The organism is Rossellomorea sp. DUT-2 (genome assembly GCF_052665285.1).
Genome location: NZ_JBQPEO010000003.1, coordinates 424,136 through 445,997, shown reverse-complemented (window position 1 = coordinate 445,997; position 21,862 = coordinate 424,136). Strand labels below are relative to the sequence as shown.

General features: G+C 40.0%; 25 protein-coding genes. 7 read left to right on the top strand and 18 right to left on the bottom strand.

Translation table 11 applies throughout. From position 1 onward, the window contains the following. Positions 1–37: 37 nt before the first annotated feature. From ACOSV2_RS13100 to ACOSV2_RS13085, 4 genes are all read right to left on the bottom strand, one after another. A complete protein-coding gene (locus ACOSV2_RS13100) occupies positions 38–433 on the bottom strand; it encodes a (deoxy)nucleoside triphosphate pyrophosphohydrolase (protein WP_428975469.1) in 396 nt (131 codons plus the stop codon). 125 nt (positions 434–558) lie between these two features. Further along, positions 559–1,545, bottom strand: a complete 987-nt coding sequence (locus ACOSV2_RS13095; RefSeq protein ID WP_428975468.1) for an HNH endonuclease — start codon at positions 1,543–1,545, stop codon at positions 559–561. A 20-nt stretch (positions 1,546–1,565) separates the two neighbouring features. Further along, positions 1,566–1,889, bottom strand: coding sequence for a nucleoside triphosphate pyrophosphohydrolase (locus ACOSV2_RS13090; RefSeq protein ID WP_428975467.1), 324 nt, complete (start codon positions 1,887–1,889; stop codon positions 1,566–1,568). Between the two features lie 44 nt (positions 1,890–1,933). Next, positions 1,934–3,874, bottom strand: a complete 1,941-nt coding sequence (locus ACOSV2_RS13085) for a DNA/RNA helicase domain-containing protein (RefSeq protein WP_428975466.1) — start codon at positions 3,872–3,874, stop codon at positions 1,934–1,936. A gap of 218 nt (positions 3,875–4,092) precedes the next feature. On the opposite strand from ACOSV2_RS13085, the gene ACOSV2_RS13080 reads away from it, so the two are divergent. Together ACOSV2_RS13080 and ACOSV2_RS13075 are read left to right on the top strand one after the other, a co-directional pair. Beyond that, complete coding sequence (locus ACOSV2_RS13080; RefSeq protein WP_428975465.1) at positions 4,093–4,407, top strand: helix-turn-helix domain-containing protein; 315 nt, start codon at positions 4,093–4,095, stop codon at positions 4,405–4,407. Between the two features lie 25 nt (positions 4,408–4,432). Next, entirely contained in the window at positions 4,433–4,606 is a 174-nt protein-coding gene (locus tag ACOSV2_RS13075; RefSeq protein ID WP_428975464.1) for a hypothetical protein, read from the top strand. Positions 4,607–4,727: 121 nt separating this feature from the next. Here ACOSV2_RS13075 and ACOSV2_RS13070 read toward each other — a convergent pair whose 3' ends face one another. From ACOSV2_RS13070 to ACOSV2_RS13060, 3 genes are all read right to left on the bottom strand, one after another. Then, a complete protein-coding gene (locus tag ACOSV2_RS13070) occupies positions 4,728–5,723 on the bottom strand; it encodes a PfkB family carbohydrate kinase (protein ID WP_428975463.1) in 996 nt (331 codons plus the stop codon). Between the two features lies 1 nt (position 5,724). After that, positions 5,725–6,375: a bifunctional 4-hydroxy-2-oxoglutarate aldolase/2-dehydro-3-deoxy-phosphogluconate aldolase gene (locus ACOSV2_RS13065; protein ID WP_428975462.1), complete on the bottom strand. Its 651-nt coding sequence runs from the start codon at positions 6,373–6,375 to the stop codon at positions 5,725–5,727. 156 nt (positions 6,376–6,531) lie between these two features. Further along, entirely contained in the window at positions 6,532–7,908 is a 1,377-nt protein-coding gene (locus ACOSV2_RS13060; protein ID WP_428975461.1) for a PTS transporter subunit EIIC, read from the bottom strand. 313 nt (positions 7,909–8,221) lie between these two features. Here ACOSV2_RS13060 and ACOSV2_RS13055 point away from each other — a divergent pair, with 313 nt between their 5' ends. Together ACOSV2_RS13055 and ACOSV2_RS13050 are read left to right on the top strand one after the other, a co-directional pair. Beyond that, positions 8,222–9,421, top strand: coding sequence for an enolase C-terminal domain-like protein (locus ACOSV2_RS13055; RefSeq protein ID WP_428975460.1), 1,200 nt, complete (start codon positions 8,222–8,224; stop codon positions 9,419–9,421). Positions 9,422–9,525: 104 nt separating this feature from the next. Next, positions 9,526–10,239 carry a GntR family transcriptional regulator gene (locus ACOSV2_RS13050; RefSeq protein ID WP_428975459.1) on the top strand — a complete coding sequence of 238 codons (714 nt, stop codon included), beginning with the start codon at positions 9,526–9,528 and terminating at the stop codon, positions 10,237–10,239. Between the two features lie 138 nt (positions 10,240–10,377). On the opposite strand, the gene ACOSV2_RS13045 is transcribed toward ACOSV2_RS13050, so the two are convergent. Continuing rightward, complete coding sequence (locus ACOSV2_RS13045; RefSeq protein WP_428975458.1) at positions 10,378–10,653, bottom strand: hypothetical protein; 276 nt, start codon at positions 10,651–10,653, stop codon at positions 10,378–10,380. A gap of 104 nt (positions 10,654–10,757) precedes the next feature. Here ACOSV2_RS13045 and ACOSV2_RS13040 point away from each other — a divergent pair, with 104 nt between their 5' ends. Then, the gene (locus ACOSV2_RS13040) at positions 10,758–11,408 is read left to right on the top strand and encodes a hypothetical protein (RefSeq protein ID WP_428975457.1); all 651 of its coding nucleotides are present in this window, start codon (positions 10,758–10,760) and stop codon (positions 11,406–11,408) included. A gap of 103 nt (positions 11,409–11,511) precedes the next feature. Further along, positions 11,512–12,198 (top strand): alpha/beta fold hydrolase, encoded by a 687-nt coding sequence (locus ACOSV2_RS13035; protein ID WP_428975456.1) that lies wholly within the window; start codon positions 11,512–11,514, stop codon positions 12,196–12,198. Between the two features lie 165 nt (positions 12,199–12,363). Here ACOSV2_RS13035 and ACOSV2_RS13030 read toward each other — a convergent pair whose 3' ends face one another. From ACOSV2_RS13030 to ACOSV2_RS13020, 3 genes are read right to left on the bottom strand one after another with little or no spacing between them, the layout of a single operon-like run. Beyond that, positions 12,364–12,834 (bottom strand): SMI1/KNR4 family protein, encoded by a 471-nt coding sequence (locus ACOSV2_RS13030; RefSeq protein WP_428975455.1) that lies wholly within the window; start codon positions 12,832–12,834, stop codon positions 12,364–12,366. Between the two features lie 18 nt (positions 12,835–12,852). Then, complete coding sequence (locus ACOSV2_RS13025; RefSeq protein ID WP_428975454.1) at positions 12,853–14,775, bottom strand: T7SS effector LXG polymorphic toxin; 1,923 nt, start codon at positions 14,773–14,775, stop codon at positions 12,853–12,855. Positions 14,776–14,787: 12 nt separating this feature from the next. Continuing rightward, the gene (locus tag ACOSV2_RS13020) at positions 14,788–15,069 is read right to left on the bottom strand and encodes a YwqI/YxiC family protein (RefSeq protein WP_428975453.1); all 282 of its coding nucleotides are present in this window, start codon (positions 15,067–15,069) and stop codon (positions 14,788–14,790) included. A 350-nt stretch (positions 15,070–15,419) separates the two neighbouring features. Between ACOSV2_RS13020 and ACOSV2_RS13015 the strand changes: the two genes are divergently transcribed. Next, positions 15,420–15,602, top strand: a complete 183-nt coding sequence (locus ACOSV2_RS13015; RefSeq protein ID WP_324746978.1) for a hypothetical protein — start codon at positions 15,420–15,422, stop codon at positions 15,600–15,602. A 129-nt stretch (positions 15,603–15,731) separates the two neighbouring features. Here ACOSV2_RS13015 and ACOSV2_RS13010 read toward each other — a convergent pair whose 3' ends face one another. The 7 genes from ACOSV2_RS13010 to ACOSV2_RS12980 all read right to left on the bottom strand — a co-directional run bounded on the left by ACOSV2_RS13010 (position 15,732) and on the right by ACOSV2_RS12980 (position 21,727). Further along, positions 15,732–16,322, bottom strand: coding sequence for a class II aldolase/adducin family protein (locus tag ACOSV2_RS13010; protein ID WP_428975452.1), 591 nt, complete (start codon positions 16,320–16,322; stop codon positions 15,732–15,734). 16 nt (positions 16,323–16,338) lie between these two features. Continuing rightward, a complete protein-coding gene (gene otnK / locus ACOSV2_RS13005) occupies positions 16,339–17,583 on the bottom strand; it encodes a 3-oxo-tetronate kinase (RefSeq protein WP_428975451.1) in 1,245 nt (414 codons plus the stop codon). 22 nt (positions 17,584–17,605) lie between these two features. Further along, on the bottom strand, positions 17,606–18,535 hold the full coding sequence (locus ACOSV2_RS13000; RefSeq protein ID WP_428975450.1) for an NAD(P)-dependent oxidoreductase: 930 nt from the start codon (positions 18,533–18,535) through the stop codon (positions 17,606–17,608). Between the two features lie 61 nt (positions 18,536–18,596). Next, a complete protein-coding gene (locus ACOSV2_RS12995; protein WP_428975449.1) occupies positions 18,597–19,265 on the bottom strand; it encodes an aspartate/glutamate racemase family protein in 669 nt (222 codons plus the stop codon). Between the two features lie 28 nt (positions 19,266–19,293). Continuing rightward, on the bottom strand, positions 19,294–20,121 hold the full coding sequence (locus tag ACOSV2_RS12990) for an energy-coupling factor ABC transporter ATP-binding protein (protein WP_428975448.1): 828 nt from the start codon (positions 20,119–20,121) through the stop codon (positions 19,294–19,296). Further along, positions 20,118–20,981 carry an energy-coupling factor ABC transporter ATP-binding protein gene (locus ACOSV2_RS12985; RefSeq protein WP_428975447.1) on the bottom strand — a complete coding sequence of 288 codons (864 nt, stop codon included), beginning with the start codon at positions 20,979–20,981 and terminating at the stop codon, positions 20,118–20,120. The genes ACOSV2_RS12990 and ACOSV2_RS12985 overlap by 4 nt, the downstream gene beginning before the upstream one ends. Then, a complete protein-coding gene (locus tag ACOSV2_RS12980; protein WP_428975446.1) occupies positions 20,978–21,727 on the bottom strand; it encodes an energy-coupling factor transporter transmembrane component T family protein in 750 nt (249 codons plus the stop codon). The genes ACOSV2_RS12985 and ACOSV2_RS12980 overlap by 4 nt, the downstream gene beginning before the upstream one ends. Positions 21,728–21,862: the final 135 nt, after the last annotated feature.

Genomic DNA, 21,862 nt, shown 5'->3' with positions numbered 1-21,862 from the left:
ATTGCGAAAAGCTACCCAAGAGTGGATAGCTTTTCTTTTAAGCATATACTTTTGCGATTTTTTCAATAGCAGGGATATCTGCAGGCGCCCACTCAAGAGTAGGCAACTCCTCAGGTGACAACCATTTTATGGCCTCATGTTCAGTTAATTCTGGTTCTCCCTCAATCAACTTACACTCATAAGTTGTCAGATGAACAATGCCGAAACTATACTCGTGAATCGTATACTCTATTTTTTCACCAATTTCAATAGAACAACGCATTTCCTCATGAATTTCTCGTTTTAAAGCATCTTCAGGCTTTTCACCCTTTTCAATCTTTCCGCCTGGAAACTCCCATAATAGTGGCAAAGATTTCTTTGTACCTCTTTGTGCGCAGAGGATTTTGTTATCCCTAAATATGACTGCCCCCACCACATGTATGTTCTTTTTCATATGTTCCTCCTTTAGGAGATATTATAAGAATAGAGTACCATAAGAAATTAAGCACCTACAATAATATCAAATAACTCAAAGATCTAAAAATCTATTCTATCTTATAAACTCTTCCTCAATTTTGATTAAGGAGTCCAAATTGCATCAAATCCATTTTTAATAGAGTAATCATAAAGCATAATCAATTTCTTTGGATTATAATTCTGCATATGCTTATTTAACTGGTCACTATTTATAGGATGCAATAACTCCTCATTACGTTCTATTATCTCTTCAAGATAACCTCTTTCTGGCAATTTATCACTTTTTGAACTATTGCACTTGTTACAAGCCAAAACTAGGTTCCATATATGATCCGATTGTACAAATGACCACGGAATAAAGTGATCAACGTGTGTTTCTCTCTTTTGTCCAGTCAGTGTCTTATTACAATAAAAACACTGAGCTAAAAAATGTGATAAAAGTATATCCTCAAAAGGTCTAAGCGAAGATCTCTTAGCAATACTCTCTACCTTTCCTAAAAGATAGTTAATGCTAGGGACTTCATTAAGTTGCTCAATCATTGCTGCCATATGGTAATTTGTAAGATTCGTAATGAGTCTTTGATAGTTCAACATGAAAGCATGGACAGCTGGATTGAACCTTAACAGTTCCGTTTTGTGATCAAATGCATAAAATTGTCCTCTTGTATCACCATATAATGCCCCAAATACATTTATCTTCATAGTTGCTTTAACTTTACTGACTAACTTTAACTGTAGGGGATCAGGTATTTTATCGAAAATCATTTCTGGTGGAATTGAATACTTGCTCTGTTCTTCTATTATTATCGATGCCACTCTTGCCATTTTACCGCTATTTTGTTTTATTAAGTTGTGATGGACGATTAAATTCCAGTATACTTTTGTAAATGTGTATGCTAATTGATCATAAGTAACTTTGAAATCCCCGTCAATTTGATATAAGTTTTCAATTAATGCTTTGATTAGGGCATATTTGTAAGTAGAAGATTTAACTGATTTGCTTGAAAGGACGATTGTAAATCCACGCCAGATCTCTTCATCTGTTAAATATGTCTCTCTTAACTCTCCTACCTTTAGCTTATGACTCATTTAGTCTCATCCTTTTTAACTTAATCCTCTACATCCTTCAAAAAAATCTTTTTATCGAACGAGCCTCTTTTTTCAGCTTTTTCACGCCGTATGGCTTCTATTTCATCTAAAGACGTATTATGTAACTTGGCAAACTCAAGAACAATCTCCATCAGATCAGCCAATTCTTCTATTGCATCTTCCCTTGTTTCTGAATCATGGAATTCCTCTAATTCTTCAAAGCTCTTCTTCTTCACCTCAATTAGATATTCCTCGTCTGAAAGAATTCTTGTTGTGAAAGTCTTCCCGGTTGCTTCAATGATTTCTGGTATTCTATCCCGTACTAGTTTGTTATATGTAGGCATTAACTTTCCTCCATTATAAGCTTAGATTTAGTTATCAAACTTAATTAATAATCCGTTTTCCCTTCGGCAACCATACTTTCACTTCTAAAAAACTCATTCCCACCATACTCCTGACTACTCTCCTCAAACCGTTCCCCAAAATACTGTCCAAGCTCAGGATCCGTACAATACACATAGCACCCCTTCTGCCCACGAGTCATCAACGTCCGATACGTATTCCGTATAATCTCATCCGCTACCTTCTCAGCTCTTTCTGGATCTTCTTTCAGCATTTTCTTTATACCCTTCAATGAAGAATCAGTCTTAGCTCTTTCGGTGTGATCTGTAATCACCTGTCCAGCTTCATATCTCATGTCATCCCCGATGATTACCCCTACGTACTCAAACTCCAGACCCTGGCATGTATGGATGCAACCGGCTTCTTTGACGGAATCGGTATCGATCGCCCAGGTCGCTGAGTTATCCAGGTTCCAACTCATCTTGAAGTCGAATTCATCAAGCACAATGTCATGATAGTCCGTGTTGCTTTTCCCCTCTTTGTCCCAGTTCCAGCAGTAGCCTGCAACGATTCGGGATTTGTTGTTGGCGTTTTTTCTCTCGATTTCATTTCTCAGTTCATTCGGATCGTTGAAAACCCGGAAATCATACTGGCTGCCGATATAATTAGCATTTGCTGTTGTTCTAATCTGAAGAACATCATCTAGCCATGCTAAGTAACCATCGGACCCACTGCAGCGAAATTGAGATTCGAGGTTCATGATCGTGAGCGGCGCATTATTTTCTTTGGCAAATCGTTCAATTTCTTTAAGACTTCCATGATCCTTTAACGTGACCCGCTGTCTTTCATCAATGAAGAAGATGGAAAACTTGGAGGCTTCGATAATTTCCTTTGTTTGATTTTCACCGAGATGCTGAAACATCCCGGACTTCAAATTCAGTCTGTGGGCTTCATCTACGATTAGCGCATCGAACTCATCTTCAGGAGCATCGAAGTAGCTGCCGGATCCTTTAAACAGGTTATCAATATGTCCCTTTTTGAAATCTTTTTTCAGTTTGGTAGAGTAAATGTATCGAGGTGCCGCGTTTTTCGTAACGTACTGACAGACCATGCTGAGATTGGTTAGGTGGACCAATAGATTGATAGCGAGAACCGATTTCCCAGTACCCGGGCCACCCTGGACGACCAGTACCTGCTTTGTATTTGTTCGAAGAGCTTCTTTTGCCAAATGAATGGCCTCCTCGTATACCACTTTCTGATCATCAATCATCACAAACTCATCATTTCCCTTTAGCATTTGATTTAACGAGTCCTGAAGTGACTTTGATGGCCGGATGCGACCATTCTCTATTTTATAAAGATTCTCCTTGTTATCCCCAACCTGAATATAACGCTTAATAAAGTCCCGAAGCTTCTTGGCCTGACCCTTCACAAAGACTGGAGCCTGATCTATATAATAATCATAGACTGGGTCTGTCAGGGGATCCTCTTCCCCCTGATTTAAGTAATTATGTAAATACGCACAAGGATACAGCTCCATCTCCGCGTTTTGGGCATTCTCATTGTAATCCTTGATGAGAGATGCATACGACCAAGCCTGATAGGACGGATGTGTCGTCTCCACAAGACCACGATTCATCGCCGTCTTTACAATCGCTTCCTTTCCCCTGATCACCTCAACAGACTCCCACTGCTTCAGCTCCACTATCACAATGGAATTCTTCTCCCCATCCTTCCCAGAGATCAGAAAATCCACCCGGCGCGACGTATGCGGAATCTTAAACTCAATCGCCACCCCAGCGTCACTAGGAATCTCTTGATCACTAAGCACACGAAACATATACTGCATCGAATTATCCCAAGATCGCACCTCCCGCTCATTGATCTTTCCAATCTTCGACGTGTAATTGCTGCATATATTATTGACCAATTCATCATGAAAAACGTCTTCCAGAAATTCTTGTTTAGTAGCTTCATATACGATCATTATCGTCAGCCTTTCGTCTAACAGTATATTCCTATTATTTAGTTAAATTTGGGATTTAGCAAGAGGAGTCCTCATTTTATGTCCTTTATTTTCCTTACATAAAGATGCAAATGGAGAAATAACTTTTAATAAATACCATTTATTGTAATAAGTTGACGACTTGTCCGTTCCAAGCCATTTTTCACCATTTGATAATGGTTGTAAAAGGGGTCAAAGCATTGGATAAGCCATTGACAGAACGGCAATTATACGGGAAATACATATCCATTTTATTACGATTAAGAAGAGATGAAATGGGCTATACTCAGAGAGAACTGGAAGAAAAAGCAGGTCTGGCCAGAACCACGATAAGCAATATTGAACGCGGCAAACGAACCCCTGAATCCTATACCCTATCGAAAATTGCAATAGCATTGGGTATCAGCGTGGACCGCTTAAATGAAGAAGTGTGGGAGAACGTAAAGAAACATAAAGACAATAAATCTTCTGCATTAAAACAGCAAGACTCCGATTTATACTATAGAGGTGATTGAGATTAAAAAGCAGGAATTTGTTTTGATGAAGGATAAGCAGGTTTACAGTTTTAAGATTGTTGGGTTTGATGGGAAGAATGCTTATGGGGAGATCTATTTTACGGAGAATGATCAATCTACTTCTATATTTAGGGGTTCGGATGTGAAGGAAGTTATTAGGTTGGTGAAGCAAGAAAGCAGTCGCTTACGGGGGAGGTAAGCCACTGCTTTCTTTTGGTTGTCCATGCCTTTACTAACTTCATTTTTATAAATGAACTATGGAACCATTCCTATGTTTTTCAACTTGGGGATTATCTACAGCAAGATATTGTTATTCTGATTCACCTCATAATTCGTTGGTCTGTACGATTCATGAATTCTTCAATCTCTTCTATAGAAAATTGGTTGCAATCTCCGTAAATGGTGTGTTTCATTGCGGAAGCAGCAGTTGCGAATGATACGGTATATTCATAATCCTGTTTTGTTAGTAATCCGTGTAAAACGCCTGCTGAAAAGGCATCTCCCCCACCCACACGATCAATAATAGGTGTGATCATGTGTTTTTTTGAAGTATATAAATTACCTTTATTCCAAATGGTCCCTACCAAGGTATTGTAACTAGTTGAATGTATTTCTCTCAAAGTTGAATAAAACAACTCGATATTAGGATAAAGCTTACTCATTTCTTCGTAATAATAGGTAAGATCGCTTCCAGCCTCTTCAATATCTAAAAGGTGAATGGCGTCCAATTTCCCTGCTGAACAATAGTCTACGAGCGGAAGCAAAGTTGATAATACCCTTTTTGCATTAGAGTGACTCCATAATTTAGCTCTATAATTAATATCAAAACTAATTTTCACTTTCCGTCGTTTTGCTTCTTTCATTAATTGTTGGGTCAATATTGCCCATTGCTTTGATAGAGCCGGTGTAATTCCTGAAATATGTAATAATTCCACATTATTAAAAAAAGAATCCATTTCCCATTCAAAGGTATCCATTTCTGAGAAACTAGAATTAGCACGATCATATATGACAGAAGATGTACGTTCCCCAACACCAGTCTCTAAGAAATAGCACCCCAGTCTGGACCCGCCAAAGAGCAATGAATCTGTAGAAACCCCATAATGCTGCATATGCCTTTTTACTGCTAGTCCCAATGCATTATCAGGGACCTTGCTTGCAAAAGATACATTATGGTTATAGTTAGCAAGACTAATCGCTACATTGGCCTCGCAACCACCATAATGAACTTGGAATTGTTTCGATTCATTTAATCTCGTATCCGTGCGAGTAGATAACCGTAGCATAATTTCGCCTAACGTCAAAACATTGCTCATTTTACCTGTCTCCCCTGATTGTCTTAAGCTGCTGTATGTATTTCTGTGCCAGATTCGTTATTTTATCAAAATCGCCTGTCTTAGCAGGTGCTAATAAACCGCCGCCCACTCCAACAGCAACACTTCCATTTGCAAACCACTGGTCCATATTTTCCAAGCTGACACCACCTGTGGGCATGATATTAACTTGCGGCAGTGGTGCTTTTACTGCGCTAACAAAACTGGGACCACACACACTTCCCGGGAAAAGTTTCACGATATCAACACCTGCTCTTAAGGCGGCGGACATTTCTGTTATAGTCATACAGCCCGGAAGATACGGTATCTGATATAAATTACAGCATTCCGCTGTTTTCTGATCAAAGGAAGGACTTACAATATACTCAGCCCCAGCCAAAATGGCCATTCTGGCTGTAGTCGCATCTAAGACTGTACCGGCACCTACTACTACTTCCTCATTGTTTGCATAACTTTCTTTTAACTCACGAATGACCTCTTCTGCATTCGGTATTGTGAAAGTTATTTCTAACCCTGTCATCCCACCCTTAACGATTGCGTCAGTTACACGCAAAGCTTCATCTTTCGAGTCAGCTCTTATCACAGCAATGACGCCACTATTAATTAATTTATGTAAAACCTTTATCTTTTTCATATGTCTCTCCTTATCATTTTTTCTACAAGTCCATTCAAAGTAAATGCCTGACCTCCAAAAGGAAGTCAAGCAGTTACTTTCATGAAATGGCTAAGATTTCAAGAGATCGTTATAGTGGAAATGAAGTCTTCCCATTTGCATCTATCTGTTTTTCATTTATGCAGCGTTGTTAACTGTTTTAACACTTTTGTCGGACTTCTTTACCATAAAGTAGGTAACAAGGAACGCCGTACCAATGGCAATCGCGATGCCAATTAAGGCATAAGGGAAGTACGGTCCTACATAAGCAACTAAACTTACGATACTTGAAAGGATATAGCCATATATTCTAACACCCATAGTGGCAAAGAATGTCGCGGCTACTGCGCTGCCGATCGTACAGCCTATAAACGCTTTACGATTCTTTATAAGTACACCGAATAAAGCAGGTTCTGTAATACCTAAAAGGGCTGAAATTGTTGCTGATATAATGATAGACTTCTCTGCTTTACTATTTGTTTTAAATAACATCGCAAACGTTGCACCTGCAATAGCCATGTTTGTCATGAACATCATAGGCATCAGCATGTCATATCCTTTGTCAGCGAAGTTTTGTAGTGCAATGGGAGTCATTGCGTGATGCACACCAAATACAATTTCAATTGGCCTAAGACCTCCCATTACCACTCCTGCCAAGATTGTTGAAGTATCAAACAATGAATCTACCAAGAATGCTAAGCCCTGACCTACGTAACTTCCTAATGGTCCAGTTACGATTAATGCAAAAGGCAAAGCAAGAAGCAAGGTTAATGTAGGAGTGAATACCGTTCTCAAAACACTCGGCATATATTTATCAACATTTCTCTGAATCAAACTTAGTGCCCAAATCGATAGAATGACAGGTATGACGTTACCGGCATAGTTAATGACTGGTACTGGAAGACCTAAAAAATGAAACTGAGAGATTTCCCCTAACTTAGCCGCTTCATTTAAAGTCGGGTACATAAAGCCCGCTGCAATAGCAATGGCAAGGTACTGATTGGTTTTGAATATTTTGGCTGCGGAAGCCGCGATGAAAAATGGCAAGAAATAGAAGACACTACTTGCAATCAAGTCTAATATTTTTACTGTGTCAGTATCCGTTGAAAGTACTTCCAATGCAATTAGACCTGCTATGATCCCTTTGACCATCCCCGCTCCGGCAATAGCCGGAACAATTGGCCCGAATACACCTGAAACAACATCCAGTAATCGTGAGAAGATGCCCTTTTTCTTATGATCTGCTTGGTCTTTTTCTGGCATTTCATCAAGCTCCAGTTCTTCCATTAAAGCAGCATAATATTTCTGTACGTTCGTACCCATTATGATTTGATACTGATCACTTTGCAGCTGTTCGCCAATGACCCCGTTCAATTGTTTCACCTTATCATGTTCAATCAGGGAATCATCATACAAATCAAAACGCAGCCTGGTCATACAATGCCAAGCTTTCTTTACATTCTCCTTTCCACCTATATACTGGATAATATTTTTTACGGTTTCTTTTTCTTTCACGTTTGTTCCATCCCCCTTGAAGAATAAATGTATAAATGCTAAGCCATGCATATTCATTTGCAGTTCGAGTTGACATGCCAATAATAGCACAGGAAAAAAATCTTTGAAAACGCTTAAAAAAGGACCAAAAAAATTAACAAACCTTATCAAATCAAGCATTTATGCTAATAACCTCAGAAAATTGGTACGGTAAATGTTCTGTATGAACTTACTTCTCATACCAAATTGACGCTGCGTTTTCACTATGCTTTAATTTAGGTATAAATTGCTTCGAGTTGACAAACGCAATTTAAACCGAGAGGAAGAATCACAGTTGGAACCGACAATCATAACAGACGTAAAATCATTTGTGACTAATCCACATAGACATAATCTTATCGTTGTAAAAATTGAAACAAATAAAGGTATCCATGGATACGGCTGTGCAACGTTTCAGCAACGCCCTTTAGCTGTACAGACCATTATAGATGAATACTTAAAACCGCTACTATTAAATATTGATGCGAATAATATTGAAGACATATGGCAGATGCTGATGGTCAATTCTTATTGGAGAAATGGTCCTGTTATTAATAACGCTATTGCCGGTGTTGACATGGCTTTATGGGATATAAAAGCTAAAATAGCCAATATGCCACTCTATCAATTATTGGGAGGGAAATCCAAAAATGCTATTGCGGCTTATGCGCATGCGGATGGATTAACACTGGAAGAGCTATTCTTGAATATTGATTCATTACTAAGTAGAGGATACCGCCATATTCGTTGCCAATTAGGTTTGTATGGCGGCAAAAATCAACATATGCACTTACCAAGAGATCTAAGTGAGGGAGAATATTTTAATCCGGATATCTACATGAAAGATGTAGTAACAATGTTTAAAGCTTTACGTGAAAAATACGGTTATGACGTTCATTTTCTTCATGATGTCCATGAACGATTATTCCCTAACCAGGCACTTCAATTGGCAAAAGACCTTGAACCATTTAAGCTCTTCTTTTTAGAAGATATTTTACCTCCTGATCAAAATGAATGGCTGTCTCAATTACGAACACAATGTACTACACCAATTGCAACAGGAGAGTTATTTAATAATCCAACCGAATGGAGAAACCTCATCATAAATCGTCAAATTGATTATATTCGCTGCCATGTATCTCAAATCGGCGGAATTACTCCTGCAATTAAATTGGCTGCTTTATGTGAAAACTTTGGTGTTCGAATTGCATGGCATGGACCATCTGATATGACCCCTATTGGAGTCGCTGTTAATACACATTTGAATATTCACCTTCATAATGCAGCCATACAAGAGTTTCAGGAACCAGATGAAACGACGAAACAAATGTTTCCTAACTCTGTTGAAGTAGTCGATGGATATATTTATCCTATCGAACGAATGGGGATAGGAGTAGAATTTAATGAAGAGATGGCTAAAGATTACCCGGTCATTTATCGCAAGCACGAATGGACCCAATCACGCATTCCCAACGGGACTATTCACACACCATAATAATCAGAGCTTTTTTCGACCCGCTCCTCTAAAGCATTTTCGCTTTAGAGGGATTTTCAAATAAAAAAGCTCTGGTTGTTAAAAAAATTCTCGAGGTAAAAAATATGAAGAAACGAGATTTCATTACGGATGATATCCTCAGTAAAATTTATCAAAATAAATACAGAGCTGGCGAAAAAATCCCTACTGAAAGAGAACTTGCACATCATTACGAAGTATCACGGTATACCATTCGAGAGGCATTAAAAAAACTTACGAATATTGGATGTATCAAAGTGATTCAAGGATCTGGTGTTTTCGTAAATGAAATCAAATACAAAAGCCCATTGATCTATAATTCTCTAACTGAAAAAAAATTCAAAGACATCCAATCCAAAATCATTTATTTAAAAAAGATAACCCCAGATAATAACTTAGAGAAGATTTTTGATATAAACGGGGAACAAACAACACTCTGGGAATATAAGCGAGTCCGAATTGTGGATTATCAAAAAGTGCAAATCGAAACCACAACATTGCCCTATTCTTACTTTCCAGATCTTAATGAAGACGAAGTAAAAAAATCAATACATGATTATGTTCAGCAATGTGATTATAAAATATCTCACTTTATCACAACATACAGTGCTGTGAACGTAAATAAAGAAGACGCTAATTTACTTAATTGCAAAAAAGGAAGCGCCGCGATGAAAATTATTAATAGAGGAATTCTTCAAAACGGTAAAGTATTTGAATATAGTGAAATCATTAATTTGGACTATTCCGTTTCCTACTTTACGCCTTTTAACCCCGATAGCCATAAGTACAGAATGAATTAATCATTCTTTTAATCTTCGCAGACCGTCTTAGAAGACGGTCTCTTCAGGTACTCACTGGACTGTTCTTGTGCTCTATTTTCAGGAGGAGCTTTGAGTCTATTGTGGCCAATACGCTGGGAGAACCGTCCCCATGTCTCTTTAGGTTAATGAAAAAAGAGAGCTTTGGCTTACAAGTGAGGTAAGCCAAAGCTCTCTTTTTTGTTTTGTCCATGCCTTAACACGACTGAAATATTTCTTATAAGTCGGGCTATGGGAATCATTGGGTAGAATCACCCTCATATCACTGACGGTTGCCTCGATCCCCTTATCCTCACAAAACATCTTAACCTTTTCGTATGTAATCGGTTCAATGATTTCTCCTGCTAAAACTCCTTTTACAATCTCATACCCTAAACCTTCACCATGTTTGGCCATAATGTTCTCCTATCTATGTTCAAAAATATAAATCACCTACATGTAATATTATGGTAACATAAAAGGAGTATTTTACTAGTATCGAACGAAACAAGGAACCACTTATGCCTATAGCTGAAAGAGACTACTGGAATGATAATCGCTATCGACCTAAAAGAAAGAAAGCTCCCAAATGGTCATGGGGCGTCATCGGATTTATCCTCCTGGCGTTGTTCGCAAGCGGACTACCCATGAAGATCTACAACGAAATCACAATACAGCAGGAACAAAAGATACGAAGCTACCTGCAGGAACGACAACAATACTTCAGTTCCAGCGATCAAAGCTTCAAACAGCTGATGACCAAGATCAATGCTGCTAACGGAAACCTTTCATCCCTGACACTAGACATCAACGAAACGGATATGGTGCTCACTCAGAATTACCAGAAGCTAATTAACCTCAATCCTCCTCGGGAATTTAAGGAGCTACATAACAAAACCGTCGAACTGTACGTCATCAAACAGGCAACCGTCGACTATCTGATGTCATCGGCAAATGCCAACTCGTATCATTCTGAAATACTCTCTACTTATATAGAAGAAAGTAATGAAATGATGAGTGACTTACGTCCATTGATGATTGAAGGACTACAGAAAGCCGACCTGCGTTATCAAATTGAGCAGGATGGGACGTTGACGTATTGGGTGAAGGATCATTATTCTCGGAGTTTGGAGTGGATGGTGATGGGAAAGTCCGTCCCTCCTTCCCTATAAGCCTTAAGACCTATACAAAAGTCCATCTCAGGCTCATTCTCAACAATAGCTTTACTCTATAAACTTAGTACATAGGCATATAGAAGTGAGGAGAGTGGAGAAAGTGACGCAGAATGTTTATTTGATTCATGGTTTAATGGGAACAGGAGAAATGCATTTTAAAGAGCAATTAGGTTCGTTAAGTGAGGAATTCACTGTTATTCCAATTGATTTGCCGGGACACGGTCAGAATAGCCGGGATGCTGATGACCCCTTTTTCGAGCATACACTTGAGTGGCTTATAAGTGAACTCAGGAAAAGGGAGCCTGGTATCTTGATTGGACTTTCGATGGGAGCAAGTTTTGCCCTGCACGCAGCAATCAGATATCCCGAATTGTCAAAAGGCATTGTCCTGACAGGCTATGTTCCAAAGATCCCCGAAGACATGCACGCTATCATGGAAAGACAATATCATTTTTTACATAACATCAAAGCAGAAGCGCCTGAAGTAGCGAAAGACTATCTTCTTCTCCATGGCCCACGTTGGGAAACCACATTACACAGGGTGGTGAAGTGCTTCACTTATCATTATCCGGCAGTATCTGATGAGCAAATAAAGAAGTTGACTGTCCCTACACTACTTATAAACGGCGGAAACGAAAAACATGAAGTGGATTCGGTCCACCAGCTATCATCGTTGAATAGCCTCATTACACGAGGAATCATTCCAGACTGCGGGCACTTAGCCAACATGGAAAACCCTTCGATGTTTAACCGAAGTATCCTAGACTTTATTAGTAGTATTGCTTAGGGCGGCCAGATAGACAGGTCTCTCGGCCCTTCTTGTCAGTAAGAAATTTGTCCCCTTGTAAAAAAAGCACGGGGACCGTCCCCGTGCAATCTTTCATTAGTATAGATTATATTAAGCTCATGCCATAATAGTTTGTTGTTTAAAAAAATATAAGTCATTCTAAAATTATTGAATTTCAGAAAGGAATTCTGTAAATGTATTAGTGATAAAATAGGTTACCGGATCTAATTCAGCTGACTCTTCATGACTCCATACCACGACGCTTGGATTTTTTCTGTTCTCCCTATAATCTAAACATACAAAGTCACCTGCAAATAAAACCGCAATCGGAATCATATCTGCACCTACAAGATCTTCATTATCTGTAAGTCTATCTTCAAGTTGGGTTAAGGTCACATCTATATCATAAATACCTAAATCACTTTCTCTTGGAGTCTTTAAAAAGCAGAGAAATCGATCGATAGCATACTCATGATTATTACAATTAAAGGTACCTTCTATTGGTTTACCACCATTATTTTCTTTCATAAAGTCTACAAAGTCTTTAGGTAATTCAACGCGCCAAAACTTTTCCTTCCTAGCAAATAATTCATCCGTCGGTAAAGGTAGTGCTAAGGTTGATTTATCAATATCCACATAAACTCCTCCTTAAAATCATCTAGGGGCATCTGCCCACATTCCTGTTGTCCTTCCGCCATTATGGAGTGTTATATTATGAATTCCATAGGGAACTAGCTCCATTTTTCCAGGTATTTCAGTATGATGCCATGTCATGCCTTTTCGATGACCACCAATTTGTTGATCAAGCCAGGTAAATTGTTTTTTATCAGATAGCTTCCAAAGTTCCACTGGTAAATGAACAGTCTCTTCTACTAAACCAGCACCAACAAAATCAGCAAATCCATAACGAATCCCCTCTACTTTATTAACTAGAACTTGTGGTATATGAGAATTTGAAATAGCTTGTTCTTTTATCAAGCGTTTCTGCTTTAATGATAAATTCTCAGCGCCTAAGATGTCTTCTCCCCAAGACCAGGGTTCATTAGAATTAATCTTCTCAGCATACATTTTAGCATAATCATCTAGGACATCATCGAATTTTTTATTACCTTCTATAAATGCAGCAATATTTTGAGAATCTATGCTACCTTTACTATTCTCACCAGCTGTCTCTGTAATTTTACTACCATCATTAACTTTCTCAACCTGCAGAACCCCATCCTTCCCAGACACCACCACATGCCCATCCTCATTCAACAACACCTTTCCCATCCTGGAGAAAGCCTCAGACTGCGCAACCCTCGAAACCGGACCGGTAACCACCTTTTGATACGTCTTCTCCATCACCGATTTTACTTTCTTCGGATTTAAGACGTTTCTAGTTTTCCTGAATAGCTCTTGAAGATGTCCAGAAAAAGCGTTCAGTCCCAGTGCCCTTTTTCCAGTTCGTGAAGAAAGCAGCTGATGCGCAGTGTCTTCCACTTTTCCAAAGGTGCTTTTGACTCCGTTGTGGATGAAGGATTTGATTTTGGCTGTCGTCATGACGTTGTAGGGAACGTCGGTCTTGGAGCTCATTTTGCCGGTTTTGCCCATCTTGCCGACTTTGTCTACGCCTTTTGCTCCGAAAATGGATGCGGCGATATAGGTTCCCGCATAGGAAAAGTATCTCGCCCTGCTTCGCACGTCTCCGTTGACGACTTCTTCTTCAAAGGATTGTTTCAGGTCCTTCCATATGTACTTCGCCGTGTCGATGGGGTGAAGGACGGTATGAATGATGCCTTTGAAGAATCCGATGGGATCGGTGAACAGGGCGATGAGCGTGTCGACGAGACCGCTGACGATATCGACGATCGCAAACAGGGCTCCTTCCACGGTCCCAAGAAACTCGGATAATTTATTTTTGGCCATGACCGATGTAAACTCGGATAGTTTGGATAGAAACGATGAGTCTCCCTGATGAGTCTTCTTCTCTATTATACCAAGCTTTCCTTTTTGAAAAACAGTTTGAAGCTGTGCGATTTGCTGGGTCATCGTGTGGACCTGTTCTTCAAGGGAAGAAAGCGTAGCCGTTTGAGTATGATCAAACTCATGCAGCTTTCGGAGGCTGCGTTCTTTTTCCTCCTGGGCATGGGTCACCTGCTGTAAAAAGGACCAGTCCTGGATTCTTGGCACCGATACGATGTCTGATACACTTCTGATGGTAGCATTGGCTTCCTCCGTCAGTTCCACCGTTATCTGCCGTGCCCGGTGAAGACCTTCTTCTACTTCGTTGTCCAGAAAGCTCTGCCTCATAAACCCGTCAGGCGATGGCTCCACGTGATCAAGAGCCTCCTTCATCTGTCTGATGATGGATTGATAGTCGGATAAAAACAATTGGTACTGTTCCAACATGGGAAGGTGCTGACTCCGGTAGAAATCCCGGATCGCATTCCCTCCCTCCCCCTTAAACGCATCATCCAGATTGACCACGTCCTGAACGGCTCTTTCAATCTGCTCTACCTGATCTCTCTGGGAAGACAGGGTTTCCTCTATCTCCTTTATTCCATGTTGAAAGCCGTCAACATCCAGTATTTTCATAGAGTGCCTCCCTTACCGGCTCAAGGCCATGGTAGAAGAAAGAGTACGATCGGCTTCTTCCATGCCTTCTACGGAAAGTTGCGTGGCCGACTGGTTTTCTATCAAAAGCTGCTGATAGCTCTCAAGCATCTTCTGGCATTGCTCATTGAGTTCATTCAGCTTGTGGATGACCTCCAGTTCGTTCGCCCCGCCAATATGCTTAGGGAACGTTGTATTCCAGGCGTCAATCGTCTGACGAAGCTTGGAGAGCGCCCTTTCCGTCTCTGAGTACTGAATCTGGATTTCAGTGTGCATAGGATCGGTCCTTTCTATATAAATCTATTTATTTTTCAACATCCTATAAAATTCCAATTCATAGAATATCGTACCATCGTTTCTATGTTCGTTCTATTATGAATCAAGGACATTCTATAAAATAGTCATTTTTACTCAATTCTTAAGTAACAGAAAAGGAATAGAAACTTTCTTTTATAAAAAGAAGCATGAGAACCGTCCCCATGCTTCTCTATGCTTCGTATGAAAAAAAATAGAAAATGTGTAAAAGCATAGCATGAATATTATAAATTGGTTTATAGTGGAAACTATGGTATTAGCCATCATGCATATGCTTGGTGGTTCCATACGATTAGAAAGGTGGCTATACAATGAAATATGTAATCAGCATGTATACCGTTATGGCAATGATGGTATTAGTGAATTTAACAAGTGAATTTCTACTAAACGGAGAATATTCCGCTATTGCGAGCTGGTTGCTTATCGCTTTATTTTTCTTCGGTACTTTATTCTTCATTAATGCTAGATATGTATTTTCAAAGAAAGAGGAGTGACGTTACCTCTATTACTATAGGTTTCAATGTTAAAGCTTGAAAGTTAAATAAAGAAGCATAGGGACGGTTCTGTTGCTTCTCTTATAATAGAAAAAGGAAGCACGAGAACCGTCCCCGTGCTTCCTTCCGTCACTCTGTATTAACTTTCCGAAGCTCCCAGGCAATATGTGCACTTTCCTCTAATTCTTCTAATGCAAAAAATGCTTCCATGATACCTTTTCCGGGTACTACTGGGCCATGATGGCTCAACAGCCATCCATCACTTGCATGTACGCGTTGCTCAAACACGCGAAACAATTCTTGACTACCCGGTTGTTCATAAGGAATTAAGCCGACTGTTCCCAGTTTCATTTTCAAGTATGGAGTATGGTCCGGCACACAATCCGATTCATTCAGTTCAGGCAGACAACTCCAAAGCACACTATACGTGCTGTGAACATGAAGAACTGCACCAGCATTAGGCTTTGCTTTGTATACAGACAAATGTAATGGCCATTCTTTGCTTGGTTTCATGTCACCATATTGCATTCCATCCATGTCCAGTACAGCAAACTCCTCATGTTTCAGATTTCCAAAGCATGTTCCAGTAGCAGTCACATACATTTTGCCCTCGTGGAGAAAACTTAGGTTCGCAACACTCCCAGTTGCTTTACCGCGTTGAAAGAGACTTTTGGCAACCCAAATAGCATCTTTAATCTTCTTTTCTAATGTTTGATCCATATTTTCCACTTCTCTCTTATGTTAAAGATAAGGCTTGAAGGAAAAAGTCAGATTGTCCAAAGTTTCCGCTTTTAAACACCATTCGAATACGGTTATCTTCAATTGGTATCATAGTAGGTACTCCTGGTGAAATACTATCTCCAATATGATACCCATTGTACCCAAGCCTTTTGGCCACCGCCCCACTCGTTTCTCCGCCTGCCACGATGATTCTGTGAAACCCGGCTTCAACAGCCAGTTCTGCCAGATCTGCGGTGGCTTTTTCTAATCTTCCGGCCACTTCTTCTTTGCCTTTTTGTTGAATATCCCGCACTTTTTCAGGTGTGTCACTGCTGTATACCAGGATGGATTCTTCTTTGTTTTGAGAAATAACATTCCAAATCTTCTCGACCGATTCTTCGCCTGAAATCAATTTAAGAGGATCCATAAAATAGGTTTTACCACCTGATTGTTGATATTCTGTAATCTGGTTTCGAGTCGCTTCACTGCAGCTTCCTGCTAACAGTAACGCAGGTGAATCTGATCGCTCAAAGTCATCCGCATCCGCTTGTTCCTTATGCATTTTCGCCAATGGATAGGCAAGACCACTTCCACCTGTGATGAGTTTGAGTTCTCCAAATAACTCTACCAGCTTTTCCGCGTCTTCTTCTTTCTCGTAATCTGGTACGATATAAAAAGGCGAATCCTTATGTTGTGCGGCTATTCCTGTCATCCATTCATTTACTTCTTCCTTGTCTAAATCGCCGGGCATTTTTACACTGGGAAATCTGCTCTGAACGTCCATTAAACGAACCAGATCACAATCCCGCATGGGCGTAAGAGGATGATCTTTCATTGGGCTTTCATGCAATGGAACCCCATTTACATATAAACATCCATTTTTCACAACCCGTCCATTTACGGGAAGGGCAGGACAAAGAATCGTATAAGGAACGTCCAGTTCTTCCATTACAGCATCACAAATCGGGCCGATATTCCCTTCAGGTGTAGAATCGAAGGTAGAACAATATTTTATATAAAACTGTTGCGCACCCTGCTCTTTTAACCAGGCGATCGCCTCGAGTGAATCGTCGACAGCGTCATTTGGATCTTGAGTACGTGTTTTCAAGGCAATGACACATACCTCTGCCTTTGGAACCTCATCCATTTCAGGTATTCCAGAGTATAAAACGGTACTGAGTCCGCCTTTCACAAAGAAAGAAGCGATGTCACTGGCACCGGTAAAATCATCTGCAATCACACCAAAGCGCACTAAATTCACCCCCCTGCTATGTTTTTATGTACTACTTTACCAATTCAGCTTCTGCTTCTTGAAAGTTCTTATTACGGACCTTTACACCTAACAAATCTTCAAAATAACAAATCATGGCATGCTTGTAGAAATCACCTTGTCCGTTTTGTAATGCCAATTGATACGTTTGCATTGTTCCACTCAAGGTTGGTAGTGGAATTTGGTATTTCATTAACACTTCATTCATACTTTCCATGTCTTTATAGGCTCTTTCAAGTGAAAAACTATGTTCAAAATCCCCTTCTAAGACCTTGGGAATCAATGTTTTTGAAGCAAAACTTGATCCAGTTGCCGTCATTAATACATCACCGAGTTTCTCTGGATCCAAACCAAGTTTCACTCCAACGGGTAATAATTCACTGAAGCTTGCACAACAAATATTCAATACACAGTTATTAATCATTTTCGTCAGCTGCCCAGCCCCATTGTCACCCATGTAGAGGATCTGTTTCCCCATCCGGTCAAGCATAGGTTTTAATGTGTGAAATAGTTCTTCGTTCCCGCCGCACATGATCGTAAGTGTTCCTTCGACCGTTGTTCTGGGATGACCCGAAATGGGGCAATCCATATATTCGATACCATTCTCCCTGCAGGTTTCTGCGACTTCTACTGCTCCTAAATAACTGATGGTGCTAAAGTCGACAATTGTCTGACCCTGCTTCATATATTTCAGTAAGCCGTTTTCCCCTACTACAACCTTTTTTACAATCTCTAAGTCTGGCAGACAAAGAAATAGATAATCACTATCTGCTGTCTCCAAGATATTCGTTGTGGTTTTAATCCCTTGTGCATTGAATTCTTCTAATGCCTGTGGATTGGCATCACACACAAGATAATCATACTCACCTTCTTTTTCACCTTTTGCGAGATTGAATGCCATACCTGTGCCCATCACGCCTAATCCAATAAAACTTACTTTCATTGAAATCTCTCCTTTTTGTTTGAAATCATTTCAAGGACTGAGGAACGGGGAAGTACCGTAACTAAGCGTTTACTTTATCCCCTTGCAATGCACCGATAACTGCTTTTACCGCTTCTTTCGGACTGGTTAACACCGGGAGTCCTAATGTACTCGTTTCAACTTCTGCACATGCCTGCGTGATCTGTGCAAGAATGATTGCTTCGCATCCTTTTTTTTGTAATTCCGCTGCCGCAAGACGATTCAGATGATTATGTGCGTCCTCATGACCAGCCTTCAATTCTGTCATCGCCTGCGTAATAATCTCCGTTTCAACTTCCACTTCCCTGCCCCATTCATCGGCAAGCTTCTCTAATTGGGCTTTCGTTGCCGGCCCGGATGGCGCAGTCGTCGCCACAACGCCTATTTTCGTATAATGAGTTACGGCCTTTTCTAACATCGGACGATCCACCGCAAAGATCGGGACGGATATAAATGGCTTAACCGAATCCAGTACAGGGGTTAGCACGGTGCATGCTACAATAATCGCGTCTACTCCCGCTTCCTGTGCTTTACTGGCCATATGGACAAAATCCCGAAATGATTTGTCATCGATTCCATTCATTTGGTTGGCATGATACTGGATATTCTCATCAACAAAATTTAAAACCGTCACGTCTGGTGCCAATTGTTTGAAGGCTTCATTCAATGGTGCTACAGCATTGCAGGTTGCATGTATAATACCAATTTTCATTTCGATTCTCCCCCTAGTGGATTCCAGTTTATAGAGTGACCTTTACCTTACTTGAAGTTTTTTTTAGCACATTAATCATTTGATTGATATCTAAAACTTTTTCATTGATATTTAATGTATTGCATAACCGGCTGATATGAGGCTGTTTTAACATCGCTTCTTCCAGGACACCATGGTTCCAGAAAACATCTTGCTTATGACTATCCTGAACGACTCTTTTATTTGCCATCACGATGACGCGTTCAAAGTTGTTCACGACAAATTCCATATCATGTGTAATGGTAATGATCGTTTTCCCTTCTTGAACCAATGAATCAATAATGTACCCCAGTCTTTTAATGGCCAGGGAGTCTTGTCCGGCCGTTGGCTCGTCTAAGATAATCGTATCTGTATCCATTGCAATGACCGAGGCAATGGTGACAAATTTCTTCATGGAATAAGGCAGGTTATACGGATGTATATCCAAGAATGGCACGATTCCTGTCAATTCTGCTGCCTTCATGACGTTTTCTTCAATCTTCTGCTCTGAAAATCCAAGGTTTTTAGGCCCGAACCTAATTTCACTTTTTACAGTTTCGTGAAAAATTTGATCATCAGGGTTTTGAAAGACATATCCCACTTTTTTGGATATCTGAGCTGTTGTGTAATCTTTTGTATTCAACCCATCAATGATCACATCACCTTGTGTTGGCTTTGTTAATCCATTCATCATTTTCACTGTTGTGGTTTTCCCGGCACCATTTTGTCCAACAATGGCTACTGATTCGCCCTTTTCGAAAGACATGCTGACATTCTCAACCGCTTTAAAACCATTGGGATAACAATAGGTAACGTCATTTAAAGTTAAATAGCTCATAATTTCACCCCTTGTAATTCCATCCATTGTTTCATCACTTGAACGGAGTCCCTCTCAGTAATGGGTATTCTTTCGGTATGCATATTGTGTTTTCGCATTTCTAAATCCAATAGCGTATACTGGGTCAATCCTAAACCATAGTCCTGTGTACCCTCTTCAGAAAGCACTTCTTCCGTTCTTCCTTGTTTCTTAATCTGTCCATCCTGAAGAACGATCACATAGTCTGCATATTCAGCAATCAATTCGATTTTGTGCTCTACTAAAATAATTGTTTTTCCTTTTTTCTTCATAATATCGATTACCCTGAATATTTCCTCCGTACCTTGTGGATCCAGCTGTGATGTCGGTTCATCAAAAATGAGAATATCCGGCTCCATTACGATAATCGAGGCTAAAGCCACCCGTTGTTTTTGTCCTCCTGATAGCTCATTCGGGTTTTTGTCTTGAATATACTCAATACCCAGCAATTTAATAATGTCTTGAACTTTCTGTTTAATCACACTGATTTCGACCCCTAGATTCTCCAGTCCGAAAGCAATCTCATCAAAAACAGTTTCCTTCACGCCGCTGATCTGGGTGAATGGATTTTGAAACACAAACCCCACCTTCTGGGCAAGATCACTTGGATCCCAATCTTGAACATCCTTCCCATCAATCAGCACTTCTCCAGTTCGTTCTCCCTTGAAAAAGTGTGGAATGAACCCCCGAATCACATTACAGAGCGTTGTCTTCCCTCCGCCGTTCACGCCGGCGAGCGCATAGAACTTCCCGCTTTCAATCGTAAGATTCAGATCATGCAATACCTTTTCACTTCCGGTAGGGTACTGGTATGATACATTTCTAATCTCTATTCCACTCATAAGAAAAACCTCCAGATCAGGATGGAAACAAATACAATCAATAAGATGGCTCTTACTACATGATCACTCTTCGTCTTTTCCAAATGGTGCAAGCTTGTCTTTTTGGTCCGGGCTGTGAAAGCTCTGGATTCCAACGTGATGGCTTTCTCATCTGTGCTTGAAAATGAGGATAATATCAGTGGGGTCAATGCCGGTACAAATGCTTTTATTCGTATACTTAGGTTTCCTTCCGTTTCAACACCGCGGGTTCTTTGTGCATCCATGATCCGTATTAAATGCAGTCTCATTTCCGGAATAATAGTAAGTGCGGATGAAAGTACATAGGTAGCTTTTGGCGAAACTCCTGCTATTTCTAAAGCCCGTGATAAATCATTGATTTTTGTAATCTGAAAAAATAAAACAATGGCTGATCCCACCGCCAATATTTTGGATGTTAATTGTAAACTGAATTCAATTCCTTCTTGTTTAATGGAGAAGATGCTCCATGACCACAATATGTTCTCTCCAGGGTAGAAAAATGATTGCAAAAGAAAAATCATGACAACAATCGGTACCAATCCTTTTAAGACGAAGTCTACGTACAGTTTTGTTTTTCCAGCTGCCATTGCAATAATCAAACACAGCACGGGAACCAAATAGGAATAGATATAACCTGGCAACAGTAACGGGGTCATCATCAATAAGGCGGTAAATAAGAATTTAGTAGTTGGATAAAGACTTAGAATAAAGCTTCTTAGTTTTTCCATAAGTATATCTCCCCTATCATAGTAAGGTTCATTTTTCACTGATTCATGGAAAGAATCGGATGAATGCATACAAGCCCTCTTGTAAGAAATAATGGGGTGATTGATGCAGTGACCGCAGATTTATCAACATGTTCA

Coding starts and splice junctions, on each gene's coding strand:
- ACOSV2_RS13090 (WP_428975467.1), bottom strand. CDS start 1,889: ATGCCTACATATAACAAACTAGTACGGGATAGAATACCAGAAATCATT.
- ACOSV2_RS13045 (WP_428975458.1), bottom strand. CDS start 10,653: ATGGCCAAACATGGTGAAGGTTTAGGGTATGAGATTGTAAAAGGAGTT.
- ACOSV2_RS12985 (WP_428975447.1), bottom strand. CDS start 20,981: ATGAGTGGAATAGAGATTAGAAATGTATCATACCAGTACCCTACCGGA.
- ACOSV2_RS13050 (WP_428975459.1), top strand. CDS start 9,526: ATGAAGAAACGAGATTTCATTACGGATGATATCCTCAGTAAAATTTAT.
- ACOSV2_RS13025 (WP_428975454.1), bottom strand. CDS start 14,775: ATGAAAATACTGGATGTTGACGGCTTTCAACATGGAATAAAGGAGATA.
- ACOSV2_RS13015 (WP_324746978.1), top strand. CDS start 15,420: ATGAAATATGTAATCAGCATGTATACCGTTATGGCAATGATGGTATTA.
- ACOSV2_RS13000 (WP_428975450.1), bottom strand. CDS start 18,535: ATGAAAGTAAGTTTTATTGGATTAGGCGTGATGGGCACAGGTATGGCA.
- ACOSV2_RS12980 (WP_428975446.1), bottom strand. CDS start 21,727: ATGGAAAAACTAAGAAGCTTTATTCTAAGTCTTTATCCAACTACTAAA.
- ACOSV2_RS13085 (WP_428975466.1), bottom strand. CDS start 3,874: ATGATCGTATATGAAGCTACTAAACAAGAATTTCTGGAAGACGTTTTT.
- ACOSV2_RS13100 (WP_428975469.1), bottom strand. CDS start 433: ATGAAAAAGAACATACATGTGGTGGGGGCAGTCATATTTAGGGATAAC.
- ACOSV2_RS13095 (WP_428975468.1), bottom strand. CDS start 1,545: ATGAGTCATAAGCTAAAGGTAGGAGAGTTAAGAGAGACATATTTAACA.
- ACOSV2_RS13075 (WP_428975464.1), top strand. CDS start 4,433: ATGAAGGATAAGCAGGTTTACAGTTTTAAGATTGTTGGGTTTGATGGG.
- ACOSV2_RS12990 (WP_428975448.1), bottom strand. CDS start 20,121: ATGAGCTATTTAACTTTAAATGACGTTACCTATTGTTATCCCAATGGT.
- ACOSV2_RS13010 (WP_428975452.1), bottom strand. CDS start 16,322: ATGGATCAAACATTAGAAAAGAAGATTAAAGATGCTATTTGGGTTGCC.
- ACOSV2_RS13070 (WP_428975463.1), bottom strand. CDS start 5,723: ATGAGCAATGTTTTGACGTTAGGCGAAATTATGCTACGGTTATCTACT.
- ACOSV2_RS12995 (WP_428975449.1), bottom strand. CDS start 19,265: ATGAAAATTGGTATTATACATGCAACCTGCAATGCTGTAGCACCATTG.
- ACOSV2_RS13020 (WP_428975453.1), bottom strand. CDS start 15,069: ATGCACACTGAAATCCAGATTCAGTACTCAGAGACGGAAAGGGCGCTC.
- ACOSV2_RS13040 (WP_428975457.1), top strand. CDS start 10,758: ATGCCTATAGCTGAAAGAGACTACTGGAATGATAATCGCTATCGACCT.
- ACOSV2_RS13065 (WP_428975462.1), bottom strand. CDS start 6,375: ATGAAAAAGATAAAGGTTTTACATAAATTAATTAATAGTGGCGTCATT.